The 23,844-nt window shown below is 62.5% G+C and carries 18 protein-coding genes and 2 pseudogenes; 7 read left to right on the plus strand and 13 right to left on the minus strand.

Annotation, left to right across the window (positions count from 1 at the left end):
* Positions 1 to 19 precede the first annotated feature (19 nt).
* The 10 genes and pseudogenes from ACAX61_RS14100 to ACAX61_RS14145 form a co-directional block, all read right to left on the minus strand.
* Entirely contained in the window at positions 20 to 634 is a 615-nt protein-coding gene (locus tag ACAX61_RS14100) for a hypothetical protein (protein WP_370715482.1), read from the minus strand.
* Positions 634 to 2,910 carry an anti-phage 6A-MBL system cap2_3 protein gene (cap2-3, locus tag ACAX61_RS14105; protein ID WP_370715483.1) on the minus strand — a complete coding sequence of 759 codons (2,277 nt, stop codon included), beginning with the start codon at positions 2,908 to 2,910 and terminating at the stop codon, positions 634 to 636. The genes ACAX61_RS14100 and cap2-3 overlap by 1 nt, the downstream gene beginning before the upstream one ends.
* Positions 2,903 to 4,036, minus strand: a complete 1,134-nt coding sequence (locus ACAX61_RS14110) for an MBL fold metallo-hydrolase (RefSeq protein ID WP_370715484.1) — start codon at positions 4,034 to 4,036, stop codon at positions 2,903 to 2,905. The genes cap2-3 and ACAX61_RS14110 overlap by 8 nt, the downstream gene beginning before the upstream one ends.
* A gap of 299 nt (positions 4,037 to 4,335) precedes the next feature.
* Positions 4,336 to 5,727: a ComEC/Rec2 family competence protein gene (locus ACAX61_RS14115; RefSeq protein WP_370715485.1), complete on the minus strand. Its 1,392-nt coding sequence runs from the start codon at positions 5,725 to 5,727 to the stop codon at positions 4,336 to 4,338.
* A gap of 631 nt (positions 5,728 to 6,358) precedes the next feature.
* A complete protein-coding gene (locus ACAX61_RS14120) occupies positions 6,359 to 8,044 on the minus strand; it encodes a GH35 family beta-galactosidase (protein WP_370715486.1) in 1,686 nt (561 codons plus the stop codon).
* 316 nt (positions 8,045 to 8,360) lie between these two features.
* Positions 8,361 to 8,895, minus strand: a pseudogene (locus tag ACAX61_RS14125) (IS5 family transposase); the annotation flags it as partial.
* Positions 8,896 to 9,099: 204 nt separating this feature from the next.
* Positions 9,100 to 9,474, minus strand: a complete 375-nt coding sequence (locus ACAX61_RS14130; RefSeq protein ID WP_370715487.1) for a response regulator — start codon at positions 9,472 to 9,474, stop codon at positions 9,100 to 9,102.
* On the minus strand, positions 9,440 to 11,569 hold the full coding sequence (locus ACAX61_RS14135; RefSeq protein ID WP_370715488.1) for a PAS domain S-box protein: 2,130 nt from the start codon (positions 11,567 to 11,569) through the stop codon (positions 9,440 to 9,442). Before ACAX61_RS14135 ends, ACAX61_RS14130 begins: the two co-directional genes overlap by 35 nt.
* A gap of 86 nt (positions 11,570 to 11,655) precedes the next feature.
* Entirely contained in the window at positions 11,656 to 12,078 is a 423-nt protein-coding gene (locus ACAX61_RS14140; protein ID WP_370715489.1) for a response regulator, read from the minus strand.
* Complete coding sequence (locus ACAX61_RS14145; RefSeq protein WP_370715490.1) at positions 12,075 to 13,460, minus strand: sensor histidine kinase; 1,386 nt, start codon at positions 13,458 to 13,460, stop codon at positions 12,075 to 12,077. The genes ACAX61_RS14140 and ACAX61_RS14145 overlap by 4 nt, the downstream gene beginning before the upstream one ends.
* A gap of 56 nt (positions 13,461 to 13,516) precedes the next feature.
* Between ACAX61_RS14145 and ACAX61_RS14150 the strand changes: the two genes are divergently transcribed.
* The 7 genes and pseudogenes from ACAX61_RS14150 (at position 13,517) to ACAX61_RS14180 (ending at position 20,540) form a co-directional block, all read left to right on the plus strand.
* The gene (locus tag ACAX61_RS14150) at positions 13,517 to 14,530 is read left to right on the plus strand and encodes a sensor histidine kinase (RefSeq protein WP_370715491.1); all 1,014 of its coding nucleotides are present in this window, start codon (positions 13,517 to 13,519) and stop codon (positions 14,528 to 14,530) included.
* The gene (locus ACAX61_RS14155) at positions 14,527 to 14,916 is read left to right on the plus strand and encodes a response regulator (protein WP_370715492.1); all 390 of its coding nucleotides are present in this window, start codon (positions 14,527 to 14,529) and stop codon (positions 14,914 to 14,916) included. Before ACAX61_RS14150 ends, ACAX61_RS14155 begins: the two co-directional genes overlap by 4 nt.
* Positions 14,889 to 15,616, plus strand: a pseudogene (locus ACAX61_RS14160) (IS110 family RNA-guided transposase); the annotation flags it as partial. The gene ACAX61_RS14155 and the pseudogene ACAX61_RS14160, both read left to right, overlap by 28 nt.
* Positions 15,617 to 16,022: 406 nt before the next feature.
* The gene (locus ACAX61_RS14165; protein ID WP_370715493.1) at positions 16,023 to 16,790 is read left to right on the plus strand and encodes a DUF5597 domain-containing protein; all 768 of its coding nucleotides are present in this window, start codon (positions 16,023 to 16,025) and stop codon (positions 16,788 to 16,790) included.
* A gap of 611 nt (positions 16,791 to 17,401) precedes the next feature.
* A complete protein-coding gene (locus tag ACAX61_RS14170) occupies positions 17,402 to 18,460 on the plus strand; it encodes a sensor histidine kinase (protein ID WP_370715494.1) in 1,059 nt (352 codons plus the stop codon).
* Entirely contained in the window at positions 18,453 to 19,157 is a 705-nt protein-coding gene (locus ACAX61_RS14175) for a LytR/AlgR family response regulator transcription factor (protein ID WP_370715495.1), read from the plus strand. Before ACAX61_RS14170 ends, ACAX61_RS14175 begins: the two co-directional genes overlap by 8 nt.
* 93 nt (positions 19,158 to 19,250) lie before the next feature.
* Positions 19,251 to 20,540 (plus strand): amidohydrolase family protein, encoded by a 1,290-nt coding sequence (locus ACAX61_RS14180; protein WP_370715496.1) that lies wholly within the window; start codon positions 19,251 to 19,253, stop codon positions 20,538 to 20,540.
* Here the strand turns inward: ACAX61_RS14180 and ACAX61_RS14185 are convergent.
* The 3 genes from ACAX61_RS14185 to ACAX61_RS14195 are packed head-to-tail and all read right to left on the minus strand — an operon-like array spanning position 20,427 to position 23,816.
* Positions 20,427 to 21,101, minus strand: coding sequence for an SDR family NAD(P)-dependent oxidoreductase (locus ACAX61_RS14185; protein WP_370715497.1), 675 nt, complete (start codon positions 21,099 to 21,101; stop codon positions 20,427 to 20,429). The genes ACAX61_RS14180 and ACAX61_RS14185 overlap by 114 nt on opposite strands.
* Before the next feature lie 2 nt (positions 21,102 to 21,103).
* Entirely contained in the window at positions 21,104 to 23,143 is a 2,040-nt protein-coding gene (locus ACAX61_RS14190; RefSeq protein ID WP_370715498.1) for a hypothetical protein, read from the minus strand.
* Positions 23,061 to 23,816: an SDR family NAD(P)-dependent oxidoreductase gene (locus ACAX61_RS14195; protein ID WP_370715499.1), complete on the minus strand. Its 756-nt coding sequence runs from the start codon at positions 23,814 to 23,816 to the stop codon at positions 23,061 to 23,063. The genes ACAX61_RS14190 and ACAX61_RS14195 overlap by 83 nt, the downstream gene beginning before the upstream one ends.
* Positions 23,817 to 23,844 lie beyond the last annotated feature (28 nt).

Consider the following 23,844-nt stretch of genomic DNA (forward strand, 5'->3'; position numbering starts at 1 on the left):
CGATCATGGATCCGAGGCATCACGCCGTCCCCACCTTACGCGCGACCACGTTCCCGACGAGACGGACAGCGGCGTTGCGGGCGGACAGGGCCACGAAGACATAGGTCAGCAGCACCCCGCCGCCGAGCATGAGGATCCGTGCAGGGTCGCTCGCCGGCCACAAGAGTAGCACGGGGGTGGCCAGCGTGAGCAGCGCAAGAAGCACGGCGCTGTCGCGCAGGATCAAAAAGCGACGGTGGTTGTCCGCAATTGCGGGATCGTTTTCCGTCGCCTTCAGCCACTTGTACCAGAGCGCGTTCTGCTCGGTCGGGGTCATCAGCGCCGACGGAAGCAGTACGGCGAGGTCGGTCGGGTCCACCCGGGGGTCCTTGGGGGCGAAGCCGGTGAACGCCCGACAGCCGGGGACTCGGTCGCGGAGCCGCCAGAAGACGAGCACCTCCTTCACCGATCGGGGGAAGAGTTCCTGCAGCACTAGCATGACGATGCCGGCGACTCCCGCGAATCCGGCATGCTGGAGGAGGGTCTGGACCTGCGCCACTCGGTCGATGCCGAGCAACCCGGCCGCGGCCGCATAGGCCACGATGATCGGGGCTAGGTACTTCGTGTTGATGCCGGTTTTGAGCAGGTCACCCATCACGGTAGCCTCAGATGTGCTTGAATGTCGTCCTGCGCCACGATGATCATCAGCGTCGGCCGCAGATCGGGTGCGTCCCTCTCCGCGTGAGCGGTCATGGCGCGATCGTCGCGGCCCGACATATGCGCCGATCCGTCCGGGTGGCTGTGCCAAGTGCCGCACAGATAGACGCGGCCACGGGAAAGGCGGGTCAGCCGTCGCTCCGCGAGGGTGCCGCCGGCCTTGCCGAGTTCGAGCCTGGTCTCGGTCGCCTCTGATCCAGGCGGAAGGGAGGAGGCGTGGATGACGGTGATCACCCGACGCGTCGGGTCCCAGCTGCCGTAGAGATAGCCACCGGTCTCGGCCGGAAGCACGGCGGTGCGCTCGGCGGCCATGGCCGCGATGGCAGAAGGCGAGACGCGGATCTGCCACTCGTCCGCGCTGGGGGGTCGGAGGACCGTGAATGCCTCCATGGGAACCCAGCGCGAGCCCGTCGGCCGGAGCCGCTCGTCAAGCGGATTGAGCAAGATGCCGGCTTCGCTCCGGTCGCCGAGAATGGCGGTGCAGGCGACCGACGCGTGCTGTTCGACGGCGTGCTTGGGCAGGTGCACCGTCATAGAGGTGCAGCCGAAGCCGTAGAGCAGCGGGTCGGGGCCCAGCGGATGCCGATCCTCGTACTTGAGCCAGGCCGCCACGTCGGGATCGTCGGGTGCAAGCCCGATCGTCGCGAGCATCATGTCCGACATGGTGGGCCCGCCCGGCGGCGACACGAACGTCATTCCGAGGCGCCCCTGGTGGAACATCTCGGTCCTCACGATGGTCGCGTCTGCCGATCCACGCAGTTCGTCCATCCGCAGCCGGACCTGTTCGTCGGCGCTGGCGTCGATCACGAGCCGTCCCTCGGTTCTTCCCTTGAGTTCGTCGATCCGCGCGGTCGCAATGTCGTCCCGCACGGCCGCGGACTGGCCCTCGTCACGCCAGAGCGCGTCGGCCAGCCGCTTCGCCTGGTCGGCCTTGTTGGCGTAGATGTCCTTCGTGCGGGCGGAATGCCGGGTCAGGTTGTGCGGGTGGATCCGGTCCTTGTCCCACACCAGCACGTCCTCCATTCCGGAGCGGGCGAGGTTGTCATGTATCGCGCTGCCGAGGGCGCCGTGCCCAAGCAGCGCGACCGGCGGCAGCGGGTCAACCCCGGCCACCCAGCGCATGAGCGATGGTCGTGGCGGATAGTCGCCGACGATCGTCTCGATGCGGGTGTCGGCGTCAAGGATGTCCTTGTCGAGATCCTGCGAGATCAGGAAGGCCCGCAGTTCGAGGCTCCGGGCGGCGGGGTCGTCGGAATAGCCGAAGAAGGCGCTCATGATCGGCGCCGGTCGCCACACTCCTATGATGACCACCATCGCCTTCCCGCCGAGCGGCGGGCGGTGGCACCGAAAGTCTACGTCGTTTTTCCGCAGTTGCAGGATTGTGGAGACGAAGGCAGCGTCGACGCCGATCGCCTTCATGCCCTCCAGCAGCTCGCCGCCGGCCCGCCAGGTCTCGAACAGCGGGTCACGTTCGACGGCCGAGGGTTCGCGCCATACGAACACCCACGGGATCGCGTGCCGCTCACCGCCGAAGTTCCCGTTGTGATGGCCGAGCGCCTTGATGACGTCATGGGGCTGGAGGATCTGCGAGAAGACGGACACCTGCTTGCGCTCGTCGTCATCGAAGTTGATCGCAACGCCGACCGCGCTTCCCGCCCCGGGGTTGGCGAGCGCATGCTCCTGGAAGACGCTCGGCTCGATCTGGCCCATTCGCAGCTTCTGACCGACGCCGAACGGCACCGGCTCCCAGCCATCCATCATCAGGGTGCCCGTCTTCGCGTCGCGCAGGAAGTCACGCAGGCGGGTCATGATGGCCTCTATGCCGGCGCGCTCGTAGATCGGCTGTATGCCGCCGAGTGCCAGGCAGGGTGCTGCACGGCACCCGGACTCGCCCGAGCAGAGATGGCCGATCTTGCGCGGGAAGTCCTCGCGGTCGCAGAGCACATTGTAGGGCGCGGCGCGACCGAAGGCGCGGCCCTCACGGTAAACGAAATGGATGCGTTCCACCTCGCGCACGTCGGCTGCCGGTTCCTCGACCGTCGGCTCGGTCATGATGTCGAAGGTCAGTATCTCGCCTTCGTCCAGGCGGCGTAGCTCGATTGACGACGCGACGACACCAGCGGACTGCGAGATGCGCGCGATCTCCAGCAGCTGGCTAAGGTCCGGCTCCGCGACGATCTCGCCATCGACGGGTTCGTCGCTGCCGTCAGCCATAAGAGCCGCCCCCTCCGACCGCCGCGCCGCCGCCCCCGAGACCGACGGTTGCCGGCACCTTTGCCGGCGCGAGTGACGGGCCGCCGCTGGTCAGGTTGAAGACGACATGGGCCGGAAGGTCCGAGGCTCCGTTCCCGCCGGTGCAGCGGAAGCGGCCCTCCACCGATCCGGTGATCTCGCCGCCGTTGGCGAGGATGCGCAGATAGCGGCGCTTGGCGTGCCATGACGGCGGCGTGTCGCCGCCCCGCACCACGCGCCGGCTGCTCGACACGACGTATCCGTTGCCGCGCTGCTCGCCGAGTGCCTTCAACGCCTCGGCCGACTCGGTGAACTCCTCGTCCTTACAGCCGCCGTTGAGCACGCGTCCGATCGACCGGCGCGAGCAGTGATGCGGCGCCAGCAGGACGTGCCACGCTAGCTGGTCGGGGGTCTTGCGGTGAACCTCCTTTTCCAGCCTCTCCAGCACCTCGACCGAGGTGTCGCCGCAGGTTAGGATCAGATTCTCGCCGCCGAATCGCCGGATTGTCCACTGGATTACGAGGCTGGTGGGGTTCGAGGATGCGGGAGGGCAGCCCTCGGCGGTCTTGGGGATATTCCATTCTGCGGGTGTCGGCGCGAGAAGACGCCATTGGAAGTCGGTGGCGATAGCCCCGTTCGTGAACCGACTGGTATCCATCACTTTGAGCCGGTTGCCATCGCGCTCGCCCGCGGCGGTGCCCTTGAGCGCGTTGCGCCGCTTGATCTCGTCGGTGATGGGCTTCGACTGTTCGGTGACGTAGTGGGGATTTAGGCCGTACGGGGTGCACCAGATCTCGTCCACGATGATCTTGGGATCAGAGTCTTCGGGATCGTTGTCCCAGCTCTCGGGCGAGCCGCAGTGGAAGATCTCGCAAAAGCCGCCAACATGGTCTTTGTCGGGGTGGGTGGAGACGAACACGTCTAGGTGATCGTTCCCGCATGCAGCGCGGATGTCCTTAGCGAAATCGGGCGCCTCGTCGTCATTCTCGTCCTGCGCCCTCCCGGACCGATAGTGGATGTCGATCATCACCACCTTGTCGTGCGCCTCGATTAGAATGCTGTCGCCGCAGCCGGATGCGAAGCTGGTGAGCCTGTAATCGCCGCGCATCCCCGATCCTCCCTGCCGCTATCCGGAACGATATGGGAACATCATACACTACATTCAGGATGTGGTATATAGGGTGTTAGGACTTACCCACATGTTGAGGCCTGTCAGGCGTGTGAGTGGGCGCAGATCCAGTTCCGCCGAGGCCTGCCTGCGTCCAAGCCGGCTAACCGAGCACCAGCTGCTAGGGCCAAATACGCATGTGGCCCCGGGATCGCGACCATCACGCCTTCGTCTTCTCGGCTGAGATCTGGATATCCCAGGCGGGCCCGTTCTCGATCGATCGCCATGGCCGCTCGCAGTCATACCTTCGGGCTCACCAGGAACGTCTCATCGAAACCTGTCGCTTCGGGCGAGCGGACGCGGTGAAACGTACGTTCCATCGTTCTGACGGCAGCCTCAAGGGACCAGTGCGGATGCTCCCAATCATGGATCGGGTCGGCAGCTGCTACCCAATGGTCGGCGTCGCTTACCAGGTGGTCGGGGTCGCTGTTGTTGATTGACCCGTGATGCGGGAAGACAAAGGTCGATGTGTGGTCGACGTCAGCGCCATAGCCTTTTCCGAACGCGGCCCGCTCGCCCGGTTCGATAAGATGAGTGTCTCCCGTGCCGAGCCAGCCGATCTTGGTGAGGTCGTGCGCTTCCATCATCGGTTCCAACGCCATCGCGTCGAAGTCGGCCGGGGTGACCAGCCCCGAGTAGAGGCACAGCGATGTCAGGTTCTTGTCGCCAAACGCGGTGCGATACAGTCGGGCGAGCTTGGTCCGCTTCGTGGTCACCATCTGTTTGCGGACATTGCCGTCGGTGATGCGGGAGTCGAAAGTCCCCCTCTTCCAGTTGAAAATCGTCTCTACACCGGCACGAAAGGCGGCGATCGCCGCGGGATCGGCCGGGCGCACCCAGGGCACTAGCTTCCACAGAAGAGACCAGGTGGGATCGTGGATGACCGCCGCAGCGTGGCGCACCTCGAGCACCTCGCTGCCGTTCTCGAAGCCGATGCTCGCAAGCTCGAGCGGCCGCTGCGGATCGTCGGGGTAAGCGGGTTTGAGGTCGACACGGACCGGGCCATCTCGGTCACCAGCTGCCTTGGGATCGAAGTCGCCGTCCGGGTCGGGCTTCGTTCCTGGGCCGCGCTCCCCTTCGCCGCCGTCCCCGCGTACGAAGATGATCCGCCGGGGTCCGAATGCCGCGAGCGTCGCGGTCGGCTCAAAGACCATGTTGACGAAGAAGGTGTCGATATGGCCGCCGAAGCTCTCGGTCGATGCAGTCGCCCTCGCGAGCGCGACGATCCGCTCGTCCATGTCGACGAAGGGAAGGATGATCGTGTCGACGTTGAACCCGTCCGATGCCCGGAGTAGACGTGGCGTTCCGCAGATGTGGTCGCGGTCAAAATGCGAAAGCACAAGGATGTTGAGCTGCCGGTCCGGCCGGCTGTCGAGCAGGTTGTCGATCTCGCGGTAGACATGCTTCTTCGGCTCGGACCCGCAGTCGTATACGTAGAGGATCTCGGCATTGGTGAAACGCGCCGCCCGATGTCCCGGCAGGTCATTCCAAGGATGTGCGGTTAGGAATCGCAGGCCGCCGACATGAAACCCGCCTTGCCCCACCGGCATCTGGCGGCGCACGTGATAGAACGAGCGCGGATCATCGCCGGCGTCTGGGTCGAAGAAGTGGATCGTGTCTTGTTGCCGCATTACCCATCCCGCCGCCGGCCCTGATCACCACGCTTCGCGGCTGACGGCTCCTTCCGAGCCTGTCCGACGCCCCGTAAATTACAGGGTAGGTTCTCGATGTCGACCACCGATCCCACGAACTGGGTAAGTATTGTTGCCGACGCCCGCGATGGGCATCGTCGCACCATCGCGAGATAAAGAAACGGAACCGATCGAACAAACGTCGGACGAGCGCGCAAGGCCGTCCTGGAACTCGTAGACCTCACTCCCGAAAGGTCGGAGGATCCGTTGTTCCTGTCGAGCGTCGGGCTGGCCGTATCCCATCCCAAGAGGTCCTAGCAGGGGGGCCCGACGTCAGCGCGGGCGACAGCCGGCATGAATGGACGACCGGTTTCGGAGAGAGGAATAGTTGCTCGAACAGCTGAGATTAGTTCTTTACGGCTTCGGCCACCAGCTAAACGAAGGTCCGCTTTGCTCGCGCAACTGCCCTATAGCCACCAGTCTGCTAACGGCCCACTTCCAGCCGTTCAGCATGGCTAGCGTGACGATGGCAGCTGCTGGGCCGGGAGCCGACAGACCGTTTTCGGGAGTGATGTCGGGAATAGCCGCTGTTTCTCAGCAGACAGACTCTCCATCGATCGTGGAACAAACGTCAGCGGTACCGATACAATCGAACCCGATAGACCTTCCGGTTGGCGGCATCCCCGGAAAATAGGCGCAGCGACTGACCTTGACCGGTTTCATCGCCGTTGAGGCGCCGGCCGGTCACCATCCGGCCGTCCCTAAAAAGCTGTTCGTCGATACTCTCGATCCCGACGATCGGCGCACCGGGGCGATCGGTAGTGAAGCTAAGCTGCGAATCGCCGCTGCCAACGACGATGAACTCGTTTGCCGCTGTCTGCATGAACATCGCGGCGATGCGGCTCATCTGATCGACATCTCCCTTGGGGCCGCCCGCCCGGCTCATATTCACGATGTAGTCGCCAATCCGACCGCGACCAGCGCGTTGTGCGCCGCCCTCCATGATGACGGTGGTGATCTGGCCGTCCGCCTGTTTCTGAAGGATCATCGGAGCAAGGGGCGCAAGTTGTCCGTAGAGCGCGGCCATTGCCGGGTCCCCGTCGCCGGCGGCGCTGAGCCCGATGCTGGCGTCGCCCTGAAGCACCACGCCCTGACCATCGATACCAAAGGGCGAGAAGCCAATCGCCTTAAGCGTGCCGTAGCTGAAGAGTGCGTTGGCCGCACCGGCTGCTCCACCCCGCGCCTCAGGGACAAGCAACGGATTGTCGCGACGGGCATATTGCGACGACCAGTTTACGTAATCCTCGAAATAAATGTCGGGCGCGAGAAAATCCAGCGATGGCGCGCCGGCCTTGTATATGTCGATCGCGAAAGGCAGCGGTCCGCCAGAATTATACTGTCCGGGCTCGTAGTTCGGCCGAATGAGCGCGGCGTTGGTGAACATCGGCAGCGCATGTTCCGCCTTCCCGGCGGCGGTCACTTTTTCGATGAAAGTGGCATAGGCCCAGGACATGAACAGCGAATCGGTCATGCTGGTGTCGCCAAATACCTCCTGCCACGTTCCGGTCGTATGCGCGCCTGCGGCTTCCCAGGCGGTTCGAAGCTCCGGATGCAGCATCGTGCGGCGTTCAGAGAGGTGGCGCATCAACGCATCGGGCACCTGGCCCTTGAAGGCTGCTTCGGCTGCAGGCGAATGATCGCGCGATTCCGGGATGATGCCGACTTCGTTCTCGACCTGCATCATCAACACCGTGTGCTGTGTGCCGTCGACCTTGCGGATATGGCGCATGAGCTGAGCAAAGGCACGGGCATCGGCGTCGCGCGAGGTTGACGAGAACGGCGATAGCCGTTCGGTCCCTCGACCATCGCTGGTCTGTACGCGGGGGAAGCGGTCTTGATCACGCTTCACCCATGCCGGGACGTAGCTGGAATAAGTGTTCTTCCATGCGCCGAACCAGAGGATGACGATGCGCAAGTCATTTTCGCGCGCGCCCTTTAGCAGCCCGTCGACATTGCTGAAGTCGAATCGACCTTCCTCCGGCTCGATCGTTTCCCAAGCAACGGGAACGAGAACGGTATTAAGGTTCATCGACTTCAGCTTGGGCCAGATCGGCGCCATGAAGGCCAAATCGCTGCTGCTGGAGTTCCGCGTCTCACCGCCCAGCAGCAGATAGGGTTTGCCGTCAACGATGAGCTGCGTCGCTTCGCCCCGCCGCTCCAGATGAGGTGCGGCCGAGGACTGTGCCTGTGCGATCGCCGCGCATGGATTTGTCAGGCCGGTTACGATCAAGGCAAGTGCGGTAAACAGGCTACGCATTCGGTCTCCCTCCGGCTGGCGCACGCTGGATTTTTGGACATCCTAATGGCTTGTTGCTGCTGATAAGGCAATTTCGAGCAGAAGATTGGCACGACAAAGTTCGTAAACACCACGCCACCCTAGATCGGCAACCGGCCTGACCGGCGTGGGCTACGCATTCGAGCATGAATACGCCTGCCATCTTCTTGTACGTATGGAGGGGCGTAATCAGCATTGGGCAAAGTCGTAGGGTGTCTGATGCTTGCCATGAAGCCCAGTTGCCGTGCTGAGCCGCGCCGCTGAAAGTCTGCTCGCCTCGAGCCGTCGATTAAATGGCCTAGACCGTAGGCTCGTAAATCCGGAGCCACAGCCGCATTGAGGCGAGCTGGGCCATGGCGAGGAAGTTCGCGGCGGGCTTGTCATAGCGGGTGGCGACTCGTCGGAAGTGCGTCAGCTTCGAGAAAAGTCGCTCGGTCAGCTTGCGCTCTCGACAGAGCCGCTTGCTGAAGCAAGGGTTGCAGCGCTGGTTGCTCTTTGGCGGGACGCGGGCGTGGCGCCCTGATCTCGGATCAATTCGCGGACGCGGTCGGCATCACAGCCTTGTCCGCCAACACGATGGTGCGCGCGCCGCGGTGAACCAGCAGGCGACCCGGGATCTGGCCGTCGTGCGCCTGTAGTGCGGTCAGACCGAGCGGGATCGAGAGCCCCGGCGCATCGACGACGACGCGGATCTTGGTCGTGAGCTCGCTGCGTGATCGACAGAGACAGTGATTTGCATCGCCTTTTTCGCCATCGTGGCCTCTTGGCAAACGAACTAAGGCGCTGTCGATCAGCCAAACTTTACCGCCATGGGCGAAATTAATGTCGTCGACAAAATAGGGCTAAGAGCAACTTTGGTGACGTAATCAGTAAGAATAAGCTTTAGAAGACGAGAATGAATATTATCTATCGTTTAAATATCATTTTGATATAGCTGCCACGCTGTGCCGATTTCGGAGAGTTAACAGCATGTGTGATCATAGTCGCAGAAGAAAACCATAAACTATTTACTGTATCGCTAATAGTGTTATTATCTATCAATCTTTAATCACGCCGTTCAAACACCTTATTAGCGATTCCAACAGATCACGAGTTACAAAAGGCTTTCGGCAATTGATCACATTAGGATAGCGAGACGAAAGCGCCTCATCCTCGTATCCGCTTGCGAATATGAACGGAATTTGCTTCGCCTTCATAGCATCGGCGACGACGAATGATAGTTTCCCCTCAAGGTTGATGTCCAGTACAACGGCATCAATTCTCGACTCATCATCGATCCGCTTCAACGCGCCTCTAATAGATGCCTCGGGTCCAAGAATCACCGCCCCAGCCTCCTCCAGTTCCAACTGAAGGTCATGCGCGACCATGAACTCGTCCTCAACGACCAAAATCCGGCAGTTCGTGAGCGACAATGCGCGTCTCCTTCTTGCTCTGGTTCGACACAGGCAATGCAATGGAGCAGTGAATACCGTCGTCCGCCATAACGTAGGTGGTCTTGGCATGTAGCTGATACGGAAGTGCCTTTTCGATGAGCAAGCGACCCTGCCCGGTTCCGCGCGGTGCTGCTTCCTTGGGCTGCATGGTCACGCCGGTTTCGCGCCAATCGACATACAGCCACGGCTGACCAGCCTCACGCTCTTCAACCCACCATCGCACGTTCAGGCGAGCGTCCGGCTGACTGAGCGCCCCATATTTCGCGGCGTTGGTCGTCAACTCATGAATAGCCATCGCGAACGTTTGTACCGTCCCAGAGCGCAGCCTCACGTCATGAGGCCCATCGAGCGTCACGTGCCACTTGTCGCAATCCAGCGCGCCAATTGCATCCAGCTCGGCGTGAATCAGATCACCGAACGTAACCCTCTCGTCCGATTGCAGGCGCGACAACAGGCGCTGGACTCGCGCCAGCGCCTCAATTCTATTGCGAAACCTCGTCTGGAAGTCCTTGAGGTTGACGCTTGAACGGATCGTGGCGTCGGCCATCGATCGTATCATGCCCATGAGATTGAAGGTGCGGTGCTGCAACTCCGCCACCAGCACCAGTTGACGCTCCTCCCACTCACGGCGCGCTGTCGTTTCTATCATCGCCCCGATCATGCGGATGGGGCGGTCGTCGTGATCATAATAGAACCGCCCACGGCCTGACAACCAGTGAACCGAGCCATCAGGATGGACGACCCTGAATTCGTGAGCATACTCCTTCCGCTCTTCCATTGCCCTGGCAAGCGCAGCCTCGGCTTGCGCCCGGTCATCAGGATGAATCCGCGACGCCCATACCTCGTAGGTTGGTGTGACCTCACCGACAGCAAAACCTTCCATCCGAAAATGCTCGTCGGACCAGAAAATCCCTCCAGTTGTGACGTCCCAGTCCCACAGGCCCAGTTGGCCCACCTCGACAGCGCTGCGGAGCCGCTCCTCGCTCTCGCAAAGCGCCGTCTCGGCGTGCTTGCGCTCGGTGACATCCTGGCCGACCTTGACGAACCCTCGAGTCACGCCCGCCCCGTCTAGGAGCGCCCAGACGGCGCCTTCGATGAAGATCCTTCGACCGTCCTTACGCTGATGCCAGCGCATATTCGCAGCAGAACCATCGCGTCGTGCGGTGTCGATCTCCGTTTTATCTTCGCCGCGTTCCCGATCTTCCGGCGTAAACACGATGCTACCAGGCTGCCCTAGCACCTCATCCGCTGCCCAGCCAAACACGGTCTCTGCACCTGGAAACCAGTTATCGATGCGATCGTGCGCGTCAGTCGTGAATATTGCGTAATCCCGCACGGTCTCGACGATGCGTCTGAATTGCTCCTCGCTTTCGCGGAGACTTTGAGCCTTTCGCAAGCGATCGATCACTGGTCCTAATATCGATGCACAGATGCGCAGGAATTGAGTGTCGCCATCTTGGAAATCACAAGGGCGCACAGCGTCGACCTGGAGTATGCCATAGGGGCGCCAACCCGGCACCAGAATAGGCACATTTGCGAAAGCGACGGCTCCGGCCTGTTTCACAAACTCGGCAAACCCGAGCCCAGCCTCTTCTGCAATATCGCGGCAGATCAGAGGTTCAGGAACATCGTTCCAGTAAGTTTTAGGCAACCGCTCGGGGCTTGAAAGGTGCACGTGGCCGGAGACGTCCTTTGTCCAGCCTGCGCGGGCCCGCAGGAACAATTCATGCCCGTCTTCCTGAATTTCGAAAACCCACGCGCGCCCTGTGCCAAGTGCCTCTGCCACCAAGCGGCAGACCTCCACCAAAACTTCATCTAGATCTTCGGCACGAGTGGCGAATTCGCCCAAATCAGCCAGCATCCGCTGACGCTTCACCATATCTGCAATTTCAAGCACATGGCCCTCCGACCGCGCTCGGCCCATAGCTTCTTTCACAGCGGGCCTGAAATCCAATAAATAGAAAGCACCTTCGCTAGAAGGTCCGCGCTCACGCGCTTTTCGATTCAGTACGCCGATCGCGGAGTGACTTTCTCCAGCCTGAAACGCGCGGGTGGCCAATTGTTTGCGAAACATGCGACGGCACGCACAACGCTGAGGACGGATCGGCCGTAAGGTAACCAGGCTTCAGACCGCGAACAGCTATTTGGATGGCTGCGTGCTCAGGCCACGTTGTTCAGCCGCAACCAATACGCATCGATCTGCTCGACCATTGCGCTTAAGGCAGCGGGAGAAACCGGTTTCACCAAATACGAGTTGGCGCCAAGATCATATGCGCGCGCCAGATCGTCGCTATTGTCGGAAGAGGTCAGGATGACCACGGGCACGCGGCGCACAGCTACATCAGACCGCATCCATTCAAGCACTTCAAAGCCCGAGCGTCGTGGCAGCTTCAGATCAAGCAGCACCACTCGCGGCGTGCGGCCTTCCACCGCGCCGGCTCGCTCAAGTGCCGAGACGGCAGCGTCCCCATCGGTTGCGATCTCGCACTCGACGTGGACCGATGACTTCCGGATTGCCCGCTTCAGCAGGTCGAGATCGTCCGGATTATCTTCGACGATCAGCATCTTCGGACGATCGTTCATCCAGCCTCTTCCTCCTGCTCCGCCGCCTTTAGGTCGATCCAGAAGCGGCTACCGCATCCAGGCTCGGATTCCACGCCGCACTTGCCGCCCATCCGCTCCACCCCGCGGCGAACTATCGCGAGGCCTATCCCGGTACCCGGATAGGCTTCTATTCCGTGCAGCCGCTCGAACGGTTCGAAAATGCGCTCTTCGTGGCTACCGGCAATGCCGATCCCGTTGTCCTCAATCCACAACCGCCGGCAGGTTTCGATGCGTTCGGATCGCACGACCACGCAGGCTTCCGTGCCGGGCACGACGAACTTGAGCGAGTTTGAAAGAAGATTGTCAATCACCTGCCGCAGCACGGCGGCTTGGCCAACCACGAAACCGAGCGGGAGGCGAACATGGACCTTCGGTGACCCCGTGGCGATAGTAAGCAGGTCGCGGCAAGCCCGCTCGACGACCTCGTCGAGCGAAACGACGGTTACCTTGATCTCTCGCCGAGCCTTGCGCGTGTATGCGAGAATATCCTCGATCAGCGTATCCATCCGCAGCGCCGCGGCCGTCATCGCGCCGGCAAACCGGCGCCCCTCTTCGGGCAGAAGCTCACCATAATCCTCGATCAGTGCGTCCGAATAGCCGTGGATCGCGCGCAGCGGCGCGCGGAGATCGTGGCTGATGGTGTAGGCAAATGCGTCGAGCTCGCGATTGACCTCGCGCAGATCGCGGGTGCGTTCTTCCACCTGTTCCTCGAGGGCAATGCTGTAGCGGATGATCGCGTCAGCCGTCCGCTGGCGAAAGATCAGATAGATGCCGAGAATTGCGCTGAACAGCGACAAAAAACCCGAGGCAGCCGCCGCAATGGTGGTCTGTCGCGCCCGTCGTGCTTCGAGGGACACGAGGTCGGCAAATCGTTCGCGCTGGTAGCGCTTAAAGCGCTCAAACATCGTGTCCATTCCGTCGAGCAGTGCTTCTTCCGTAGCGGCCGTGGGCAACGGCGCCGAACCCGTTGCACGTGCGGCGAGCTCCGCCTGACGAGCGTAGACTTGCGCCACGATCCGGTTCAGGCGAGCAACTTGCGGGGGGTGTCGAGTTGTGGCTTTGAGAATGGCGATCTGGACCCCCATACGCCGTACAGACTGCTCGTATCGCGACAGCGACGGCGCTTCGCCGGTGCGAAGATAACGGCGCTGCCCGGCTTCTGCGGCGCGAAGAGCGGCCTGCAGTTCATTGGTGTGTCGCAGAATCGAATTCGTGCGCCCCACTGCATCCCTGGACTGGCCGAGAGAGCCAAGACTCACGTTCACGATCGCCGCGCTCACCACCAGCAACAGCGCGGCGATCAGCAGCGCAGCAAGCCCCCACCGGCGTCGCGCGCTCTCGCGCAGGGCCTGGCGCGCCACGGCGCTCCGGGACTGATCTGTTGAACTCCAATCCACAGAGCATATCCTCTTGATTCTTGGCACCAAACGATCGCCGGTTCGTTTGGAGCCAAGCCTCTTTTCAGGAATGTGCTATTCGGATCCTCTTTCTCGACGACGACCCGGATGCGCGCACGCTCGCGGTGCGAGCGGTCCTTCAAGAGTTTGCCGGCGCCGAGGCTTTGGAGGCTGCGGATCGGGCAAGCCTCCTGCGTCAGCTAGATGCCGGACCCGTGGACATTCTGGTTACCGACTATGATCTTCGCTGGACCGATGGCTTCGCCGTGTTCGACCTTGCAATCGCCCGGCACCCGAATTGCGTTGCGGTCATGTTCACCGGGACCGGTAACGAGGCGTTGGCGGTCCGGGCTATGAAGACCGGCTTTGCTGATTACGTCGTCAAATCGCCAGGGCAATTGCGACGCTTGGCGAACGGCGTCCGCATGGCTTATGAACGCGCCGCCGAACGCCGCTTGCTACAGGATAATCGGGAGATTTTGCGGAAGGAGCTCTATCATCGGCTTCACAACAATCTGCAGATCATTATCAGCTTGATGGCGCTGACGCTTAGGGGACTCGTCGAGCCACGGGACAAGAAGCAGGTGCGCGCCCTTATCCGCCGAGTCCAGTCGTTCAGCCTTTTGCAGGAACGGTTCTACCGCTCGGAGGATTTGCGTTCGATCGATATCGGCGCGTTCATCTCGGGACTCGTGCAGGAGTTCGATGCGGGCGAACCGAATATCGACTTCGTTACGGAGATCGAGCCCATGTCTATGTCAATCGACGAAGCGGTCCCTGTCGGCCTCATCGCCAATGAACTGCTGATGGAAGTTCGCGCAACGGCCGCGACCGCACAGCTCGTCACGATGAGCTTGCGAGCGACCAGCGACGGGGGAGAGCTGCATATTTTCGCTCCCGACGCCGCGGAGGATCGAAGCCCTTCGGGACTGGGCATAGATCTGGTGCAGCGTTTGGCGAGCCAGATCGGCGCGACCGTTATCCGCCAGGTCACGGTTGCCGGGATTGAGACACGCGTGAGCTTCGTTGCATGACCCGCCCTCTGCGCGTTCTGGTAGTTGAGGACGAAGTCCTGATCGCCGACTATGTTGCGATCTCGCTTGAGGATGCGGGTCACGAGGTGGTCGGGATATGCGACTGCGCCGATCCCGCGCTCTCGCTTCTGCGCGAGACAAAGCCTGATGTCGTCGTATTGGATATCCGCATTAACGGCCATGTCGATGGCGTCGATCTCGCTTTGAGGATGCAAGCAGAAGGTCTGGCGACAAGCCACCTGTTCATCACCGGCTCGGGCGACCCAGAGACAAAGGCCCGGGCCTTGGCGACCGGCCCGATTGCCTTCCTTCAAAAGCCAGTCAACGTCAGACAGCTCGAGGCAATACTGGCGACTGTAAGAGTGTCGACCAGCAGGCGGTGTTGATGCTCCACAAGACGCGCAACGTGCTCGTGCGACAGCGATCAGCATTGGTCAACGCGTTGCGGGCGCACTTGACGGAGTACGGCATCGTCAGTGACAAAGGGCCCGGGGGCGTCACTGTGCTGATAAAGCACCTCCACGAGGAGCAGGGGAAGCTGCCGGTACATGCCCGGTCGGCGCTGCATACCGTCGGGGCTCAAATGCGATCGTTGGCAAGTTAGGTTGATCGGTTTGAGGCGCAGATCCTCGCCTGGCACCGGACCGACGACACTAGCCGCCGGCTCGCAACCATTCTGGCATCGGTCCGATGACCGCGTCGGCCACCGCTGCGGCCGTGCCTGATGCTTCGCTCTTTCGGTCGGGCCGGCAGTTTGCTGCCTGGCTCGGGCTCACGCCGAGGCCCCATAGCTCTGGTGGTAAGGAGCGGCTTGGCGGCATCAGCAAGCAGGGTGACGGGTACCTCGGCAAACTGCTGGTCGTCGGCGCGTCCGCAGTGATGCGGACGGCGCGTAAGGATGCCACCCGACAGCCACGGGTTACGCAACTGCTCGAGCGTAAGCCGGTGAAGATCGCGACCGTCGGGCTCGCAAACAAGACAACGCGCATCGCCTGGGCGGTGATGGCGCGCAAGCAGGTCTATGCGGCGGCTGCCGCGCAACCGCTGTCCGCGTCGTCCGCTGAACCGAGCGGCAGGATAGTGTAATGGCAGCTGAGTAATGATGACAAGACCGGTCATGCCGGGGATCGAACAAGCTCAGGGAGCAGAGCGCTTCGAGTGCGATGACGTGATTAGGGATCCGATCCGCGGACTTCATCAGGCCAGCAGCCATGCGGTGCTGCGCGAAAAGGCCGAACACATAGATGCACCCAACCGGTGCTCATCGCCGCACGAAAGCTCTTGCACCGCAGGGGCCGTCCACAGATGAGCGCGGGTGCTTCCAAAAGGGTTGGGGAGCTGATCATGCGCAACTAAGCGGTTGAGGGCACGCGGCGAACAGTCCCCGGCCAACTATAGGCGCCCGCAAGCATAAAGCGCACAGCCACGTCGTTGGTCAGGACCGCTTAGCCTTTCTCTGTCGCCCGCTTTTCGTACACATCTGCCATTTGCATTGACCGCTGCCTTTCGCGATCGACGTCTACAAGGCCGGCGCGCCGTCGCTGGATTTTCTCGCGCCCGACATTTATTTCGAGGACTACGTGAATTGGTCGTCGCAATATGCCCGTCGCAATATGCCCGTCGCGACAATCCGTTGCTGGTCCCGGAGGCGCGGGGCGGAGCAGCCGGTGCGGCCAACGCACTCTTCAGCTACGGCACGCTTAAGGCGATTGGCTTCTCGCCCTTTGGTATCGATGGTCAGGGCGTGGTGCTTCAGGGCGACGCCAGCATCGGGCTCAGCGCCGCCGGCGACGGGGACCCGGCAATGGCCGCGCTCTATGGACAGCTTGCACCCCTTGCTCCGATGATCCTTCAGAAACAGGCGGACGGCCAGATCACCACCGTCATCATGGAAGGCGGCGCACAACGCGCTGGTCGCGGTCGGATTGGCGACTACATCGTGAATATGAGCCGGGCGAGCGACCCCAAGGGGGACGTCGATCAGATGAGCCGCATCGCCGCAATGTTCATGCAGACAGCGGCAGACGAGTTCATCGTCGTTGGCAGCGGCGATTCGCAGCTTAGCTTCACTACGGAACGCCCCGGTGCGCCGATCGTCGGGATCGAGAGTATCGACGAACAGCTTTTGAAGGACGGCCGGATGGTGACGGGCCGGCGCCTCAACGGCGATGAAACCGGCCAAGGTCAGTCGCTGCGCCTATTTTCCGGGGATGCCGCCAACCGTAAGGTCTATCGGGTTCGATTGTATCGGTACCGCTGACGTTTGTTCCACGATCGATGGAGAGTCTGTCTGCTGAGAAACAGCGGCTATTCCCGACATCACTCCCGAAAACGGTCTGTCGGCTCCCGGCCCAATAGCCGCCATCGTCACGCTCGACGCGCTGAACGGCCAAAATTGCGCCGGCTTCGGACTGTCAGGTCTTGGGCGCCGATTCAGCGAAGCTGCCATTCGGCCCTCGCAATATCTGCGTCCGTTTCCGACCCATTCCCGGCCGTTCGGGAGATCAGCCGGGCATCCCAAAACCGGCCGTTCCACCAACCCGCACGCAGTCCCGTTTCTCAACGTCTGACGGACCGTTTCGGGAAGCGGCTCAACCCGCAGGCATCGTAGATGGACCTGCCTCGGCTGTCTCGCTGCACCTTCCCTGTCGAGACAGCGGGTTCTTACCAACTCAAGCCGTTCTCGAGGCAACTGGAACGTCTGCTGGTGCAGAAACTAGCCCTTCGCAGGTAAGCCGACGTCCGACCGGCTAGGCGTCGCAACAGCGTTCGACGAGACCAAGCGCGCCGCCACGGTCCTGGATGCCAGCGGAATGGACCAATGCGTCGAGTAGGTTGCCGGTTGAAGTCTATGCAGCGTATCGGCGGCCTATGCGTTCGCTGAAGCATCCCGGTCATACCGTGCAGCCCTGGTGGATTGCCTCTGCCTGGGCATGTGTAGCGCTTGCGTGGGGACCGGCAGCCGCGCTTGCAGCCGCTGCCCGGCCGAGCGCGAGTGCATTTATCGTGGCGACGGCATTTTGCTTCGCCACCTTCGTACCGTGGGCGATTTCGACCCGGTGGCTGTTCCGGCTATGCCGACGCTATCCCCTGGGCGAGGGCCGCGATGCATCCTCGACGGTCGCATTGTTGCTGGCCGGCGTGGCGGTCATCCCGCTGCTGACGATGGTGGTGCCCGCAATGCAGGCCGTTGTCGCGATGCTGGTGCCGTCGTTGCTCGGGGCGCCGCAGTCGCTGCCCGACCTGGTCCGCCGAACGCTGGTTACGTCGCTATTCGCTGTGCCGACCTATGTCGCGGTAATCGCGGTCGGCCAGACCCTGGTCTGGGCGGAGCGCGCGCGCGATCAGGAGGCGCGGTCGGCCCGTGCCGAGCTTCGCGCCCTGCGTGCGGAGTTGAGCCCGCATTTCCTGATGAACGCGCTGGGTTCGATTGCACAGATGGCACATGGTTCTGCCGACCGTGCCGAGGCGGCGTTGTCGGCGCTGGCCAATGTCTTGCGCAGTGGCTTGGCCACAGAGGACGAGCTCCACACGCTGGCCGACGAACTGGGTGCGGTCGATGAGCATCTGCTGCTGTACCGCGAACTGGACGGGTTGCTGGAGTATCAGCGGGAGGTGGGCGATGGCCTTTGGCAGCGGCAAGTGCCGTCGCGCATCCTGATCCCGCTGGTCGAAAATGCGCTGACGCACGGCGATCCGCTGCCGGACGGCCGGCGGCAGATCGACCTTCGGGTGACAGGCGGGCCGATGTCGACGCGCATCGAGATCGGCAACCCTGCCCCGGCGGTTCCGCGCCCGTCCAAGGGACTGAATTCCGGCATCGAACAGGTGCGGCAGCGGTTGGCGATCCTGTATCAGGACCGGTCCCGATTGTCGGCGGAGCGCAACGGGGCGTGGTTCAGCGTCACGCTGGAGGTGCCGGATGTCTGATCTGACGGTGCTGGCGGTCGAGGACAATGCGTTGGCGCGCGCCGCGTTGCTGCGCTTGCTGAAAACGCATGCCGGGATCGGCGAAATCATCGATGCCGCGTCGCTGCGCGAGGCACGAGAATACGCAGCAGCAAGACCGTTCGACGTCGTGTTCCTCGATGTCTGCCTGCCCGATGGAACGGGAACCGAGTTCGGCAGCGAACTGGCCGCACGTCCCGCGCCACCGGCGCTGATCTATCTGACCGCCGACCCCGGAGCCGCGGTCGAGGCATTTCGGCAGGGGGCGTTCGATTATTTGCTGAAGCCGGTAGCTGCGCCCGAACTGGCAAGGGCGCTGGGACGCGTCCGCCAGGCACGGCATGGTGCACCGCCTGCTCCTATCGAAATCCGCGACGGCGCATCGACGCGCTTCATCGCGCCCGAACTGATCGCCGCGGTCGAAAGTGCCGGACACTATCAGTGCCTTCATGCCGGGGGCGAGGTTCACCTGGTGCGTCAGCCGATCGCGGTACTGCTGGCACGACTCGGCCCTGGATTCGTCCGCGTCCACCGATCGGTGGTCGTACGCGCGAGCCAGGTCGCTGCGCTGGAGACAAGGCGAAACGGCGACGGCGAGATCGAGTTGGCGGGCGGCAAGCGGGTGCGGTTCAGCCGCTCGTATCGCGGCGACCTGGAAGCGGCGCTGGGCGCGCGCTGACCGGTCCACGACGTCCGCGCCCCGGCTCACGTCACGCACGATGGCCGGGTGCGGCGCACGGGGTAGCTGCAGACAACCCATCAAGGAGTTGTCATGAACCGCTTTGCCGCGCCCTTTCTTGCCCTGCTGCTGGCCGTCGTGCCGACGAATCCGGCCGCTTCCCAGATCGCCGGCGCGCCCCGCGCGGTGGCGGCATTACCGAAACCCGTGCTCGCGCTCGAGGGCGGACGATGGTTCGACGGCCGTCGTTTCGTCGAGGACAACTGGTACAGCGTCGATGGAAGGTTGACGCGCAAACGCCCCGCGCGGATCGATGCGCGGATCGACCTGCGGCACCGCTACATCCTTCCGCCATTGGCCGATGCGCACAACCACAATCTTCAGAACGCGTGGTCCGCAGCCACCTTCGCCGACGACTATCTGCGGCGCGGCATCTTCTATTCGGCGCAGCTGGCTGCGAATGCGGACGAGATTGCGGGATATCGGGGTTTGCTTGGCGGCGCGGGGCGTGTCGACGTGCTGTGGGCCGAAGCGACGCTGTCCAGTTCGGACGGACACCCGCTGGGGTTGGCGCTGGCGGGCGCCAAGCAGGCCGGCATGCCGGCGGTCGCCAAGGATTACATCGACAAGGCTTTCTGGGCGATCGACACCCGCGCCGACCTTGAGAAGAAGTGGCCGAAGATCGCAGAAAGCCAGCCCAGGCTGGTCAAGGTCATCGTCGTCGACGACGCCCATGCGGCGGCACAGCGCAAGGACCCTTCGAGTTACGGCCAACGCGGGTTGAGCGCGGCGCTGCTGCCCGAGATCGTGGCGCGCGCCCATGCCATTGGCGCCCGCGTCGCAGCGCATGTCGACAGCGCCGACGATATCGACCGTGCGGTCGCCGCAGGCGTGGACATCGTCGCGCATTTGAACACGCGCATCCCGGCCGGACTGGGCGCCGCCGATCTGCGGCTGTCCGACAGGACGATCGCCGAGATGAAACGGCGCGGAACGGTCATCATTCCGACCGTCGCGGTAACGCGGTACTACCTCAAGGCGCATCCCGGGGATCGCGCCACGCTGATGGGGGTCATTGTCGACAATCTGGCCCGGCTGAAGGCCGCGGGGGTAACGATGGCAACGGGAAGCGATCTGTTTGACGGATCGGTGATCGACGAGATCGAGGCGATGGGCGCAACGCGCGTCTTTACCCCGACCGAACTGCTCCGCATTGCCACATCGGTCACGCCGCAAGCGATGTTTCCCGATCGGCGGGTCGGCGTGTTTTCAGAGGGCGCCGAGGCCAGCATCGTCGCGTACGACGCTGATCCGACACGTGACCTGACCGTGTTGCGAGCGCCCAGGCTTGCGATCAAGCAAGGGGAAGTCCTGGCACGATGAAACCATGGCACAGACGGTGTTTGCGACCGTCCGCTTGCCAGATCCGTTCTCCTCAACCGGGAACGGCGGTCCTGCGCGATGCACAGCAAAAGCGGTCCGACCATGCCGTTCCCAATCCCTGTCGTTCTGCGGTCCGTTCGTCAGACGCCGGATGTCGGATATCCAAATCTGCCGATCGATCGCTCCGCGCGCCGCCGCCAGCGTGCCGATCAGATTGGTCTCGATCACGTAGCGCCAGTCGTCGTCCTCCATCTCGTGGATCGGCTGAGCGCCGATCGCGGCGCAAGAGACAAGCATGTCGATGCCGCCGAACTTCTCATCCATCTCGGCGAACACGGCGTCGATGCCCTCTTTTGTCGAGGCATCCGCGATCAGCCCTTCGACGGTGCCAGACGCTGAGTCCGCCGAAGCCAGCGCATCATCTAGTCCCGCCTGATGGCGGCCGAAAGTCAGCACCCGTGCGCCCTCTTGAGCAAGCAGCGCAACGGTGGCCAGCCCGATGCCGGTCGTCCCGCCGGTGACAAGAATGCGCTTGTCCTTCAGTGTCGTTTGCTCGTGCATGATTATTCCCAACGCAAATAAAGGCGGCCGCTTGCCGGGACGCGATAGTCGATGCGATCAGCCGAGGCGTTGTGGGGCCGCAGGATATCTCCATCGGCCGTGCTGATTGTAACCTTGCCAAGTTTGCGCCGCTTCGAGCGCACGATGCTCAAATCTGCAGTGCATCGTTCGCCGCCATCCAAAATGATCGTCAGGGAGCGGTCGCCGGTGCGCTCCGTCGAGCGGATGAAGTGATCGCAATATAGCTGGAAGGGTGCGCCCTCGATCGGGTGGAAGGCGCGGGTGGCAAAGATGAAGGCGGCGCCGGCGCCATAAACCTCCTGGCCCACCTGTCCCGCCTGCTCGCCGCCCGGGTAGAGATCCTCGACCGGAAACGACAGCTTGCGATCGATATGACCGTTGCTTTCCCGTTGATCGGAAGCCAGCGCGTCCGCTGGAAGCGCATCGGGATAATAATACCAGCCGCGATGAAGCGCGTATCGGCAGAATTCCGAGATCAGCATCCGGGCGGCCGGTTCGATATCAGGCCCGCTGTCACGCAAATAGCGCTCGAACGCCACAAATGAGTCGAAGCATTCATAGATCGCCATGTACGGCGCATCCTGAAGGCATGAGACGCCCATGAACGTGCTGTAATGCGCCGCGTGGTCCAGATCGCTTTCCCAGACCACGCAATTGTGAAAGAAGCTCGCCAGATACACGTAGCTTTGTTCGAGATAGACGGTCTGGTTGGTGATCCGCCACAACCGCATGCAAGCCGCGGCACCCCATGCCGTGAGATTGGCCTGATAATTGACCTTGAAGCGCAGACCCATGGCCGTGTCGATCGCGTTGCGGGCCTCATCCAGGAAACGCTTGTCGTCGGTCAGCTCGAATGCCTGCAACATGACCCAGGCATAGATGCCGCCGACATCGGTCTGACCGCGGTCGTCAGCCTCCGCGGTGTCGGTGATGACGGTGAAGTCCGTCACCTTGTACTGGATCGGCCATTTGTACTTGAAATGCTGCGCGGCCCTGATGCCGAAGTCGATCGACTTGAGCAGCAGCACTTTCGCATCCTCGTCACCGTCGAGCGCGAGTATGCCGAGGTTCAGCATTGGGTGGTAGAGGTACCAGCTATCGACCGCGTCCGCGTCCTTGTCATCACCGACATTGGGCAGATAGCGGCGGAGCGACTGAAGCTCGGGGTCGAAGAACTTCTCCAGACCGGCTTTGAATTCCGCCTCTAAAGGATGGGGTGAGCCGCACCATTTGCCCCAGTCGTGAATGGCCGTGACGATCGACATCTGCACCATGATGTCGGGATATTCGGCGTTGGTGTACGGGTGGACGTAACGATGCCCATAATGCGCGATCGTCGCCTCGGGCGCGTTGTCGAGATCGCGCAGCGTCCATTCGGCGCGCTTTACCCAGTCCCGAAACTCAACCTTGGGTCGCTCGATCGTGGCGTAAGCGATGCCGAGCATCTGCAGGAATCTGCGCGCCGAATCCCTTTCGTGCAGCGGCGCCTGGTGCCGGAAGACGAGGATCGCGTCGGGCAGCGTGACCTCCACGCCGGCCTCCAGCGCGCTTTCGCAAGCCGGTGTGTCGTCTTCCGGGGTGGGGATCATGTAACCCAGTTCGGGCCATGTCCCGCCCACCACCGCATCGGGCTTGGTCCCGGTGGCCCGGTAATAATCGTTCAGCGCGGTCAGGTTCTGAACGTATAGCACATCGCCGAAGCTGGGCTCCTCTATATGAAGATAGGCAACCGCCACGTTCAGCCCGCGCTGCCCTACTTCGATGCTGCCGCCCGCGCCCAGGGGATCGTCGTTCGCATCAAGGGGATAAAGATCGCGCGGCATGAACGGAATCGACGTCGATACTTCGGGCGTCAGGCGTACTGTAACCCGCACATTCTCCAGCGCATGTGGGCCCGCGCGCACGGCGATGACGTGCAGGCCAAGGCTGCTGGTGACTTCAAGGCGCGCGATTTCGCCCGGCTCCGCCTTCACGGCCTTGCAGGTGAACGCACCGACCAGATATGCCGCCCGAAGCGCCACGCCGCCCCGTCCTTGCCGACGAATGAGTAACCACAGGGAATCGGTCGCGGAGCGAATCTCGACGTCGAGTTCGCCGAGCGGGAACGCTGCGATCGGGGCGTCGGCGCTCCGATCGCCGATACCCCGAAGCGCCAGGGCGTGTGGGCTGCCTTTGCACGTGGGCAGCTCTAGGTTCGTCGTGGCCATATCGATCCCTGAACCTGTCTGATGTTGATGGTGAATTCCCGAAAAGGTTAGCTTCGCGGATGTTAATCAACGTGCCGCCGCGATCGCGCATTGCGTTGACCGCGATCTGCGAAGCCTGAACCATGCCGAAATAGCCAATATCGAACAAACGGCGATGGTCCCCAATCGGCGTGTCGCGCAGCCAACCATAAATCCCTGCCGCGGCGGCATTGACCCAGCTGTCGATGCCGCAGGACTGCTCAAAGGCCATTCGTGCTGCCTGCCGCGAAGTGTCTGGCTCGGCGATATCCCCGGCGACGAAACTCGCGGCCGCGCCTTTCCGGTTCAGATCGCGAACGATCGTGTCCGGCGCCGCCTGATTGCGGGCGACCAGGATCACCCGTGCGCCGGCCAGTGCCGCTCGCCGGGCTGTCGCCAGCCCGATGCCGGAAGATGCGCCGGTGATGACGATCGTCTGCGCCGACAGCGGCTTGGGGTGAAAGGTCATGCTTGCTCCAGACGTTGCCGGGTGGAAA

Source organism: Sphingomonas sp. IW22 (assembly GCF_041321155.1).
Classification (GTDB): Bacteria; Pseudomonadota; Alphaproteobacteria; order Sphingomonadales; family Sphingomonadaceae; genus Sphingomonas.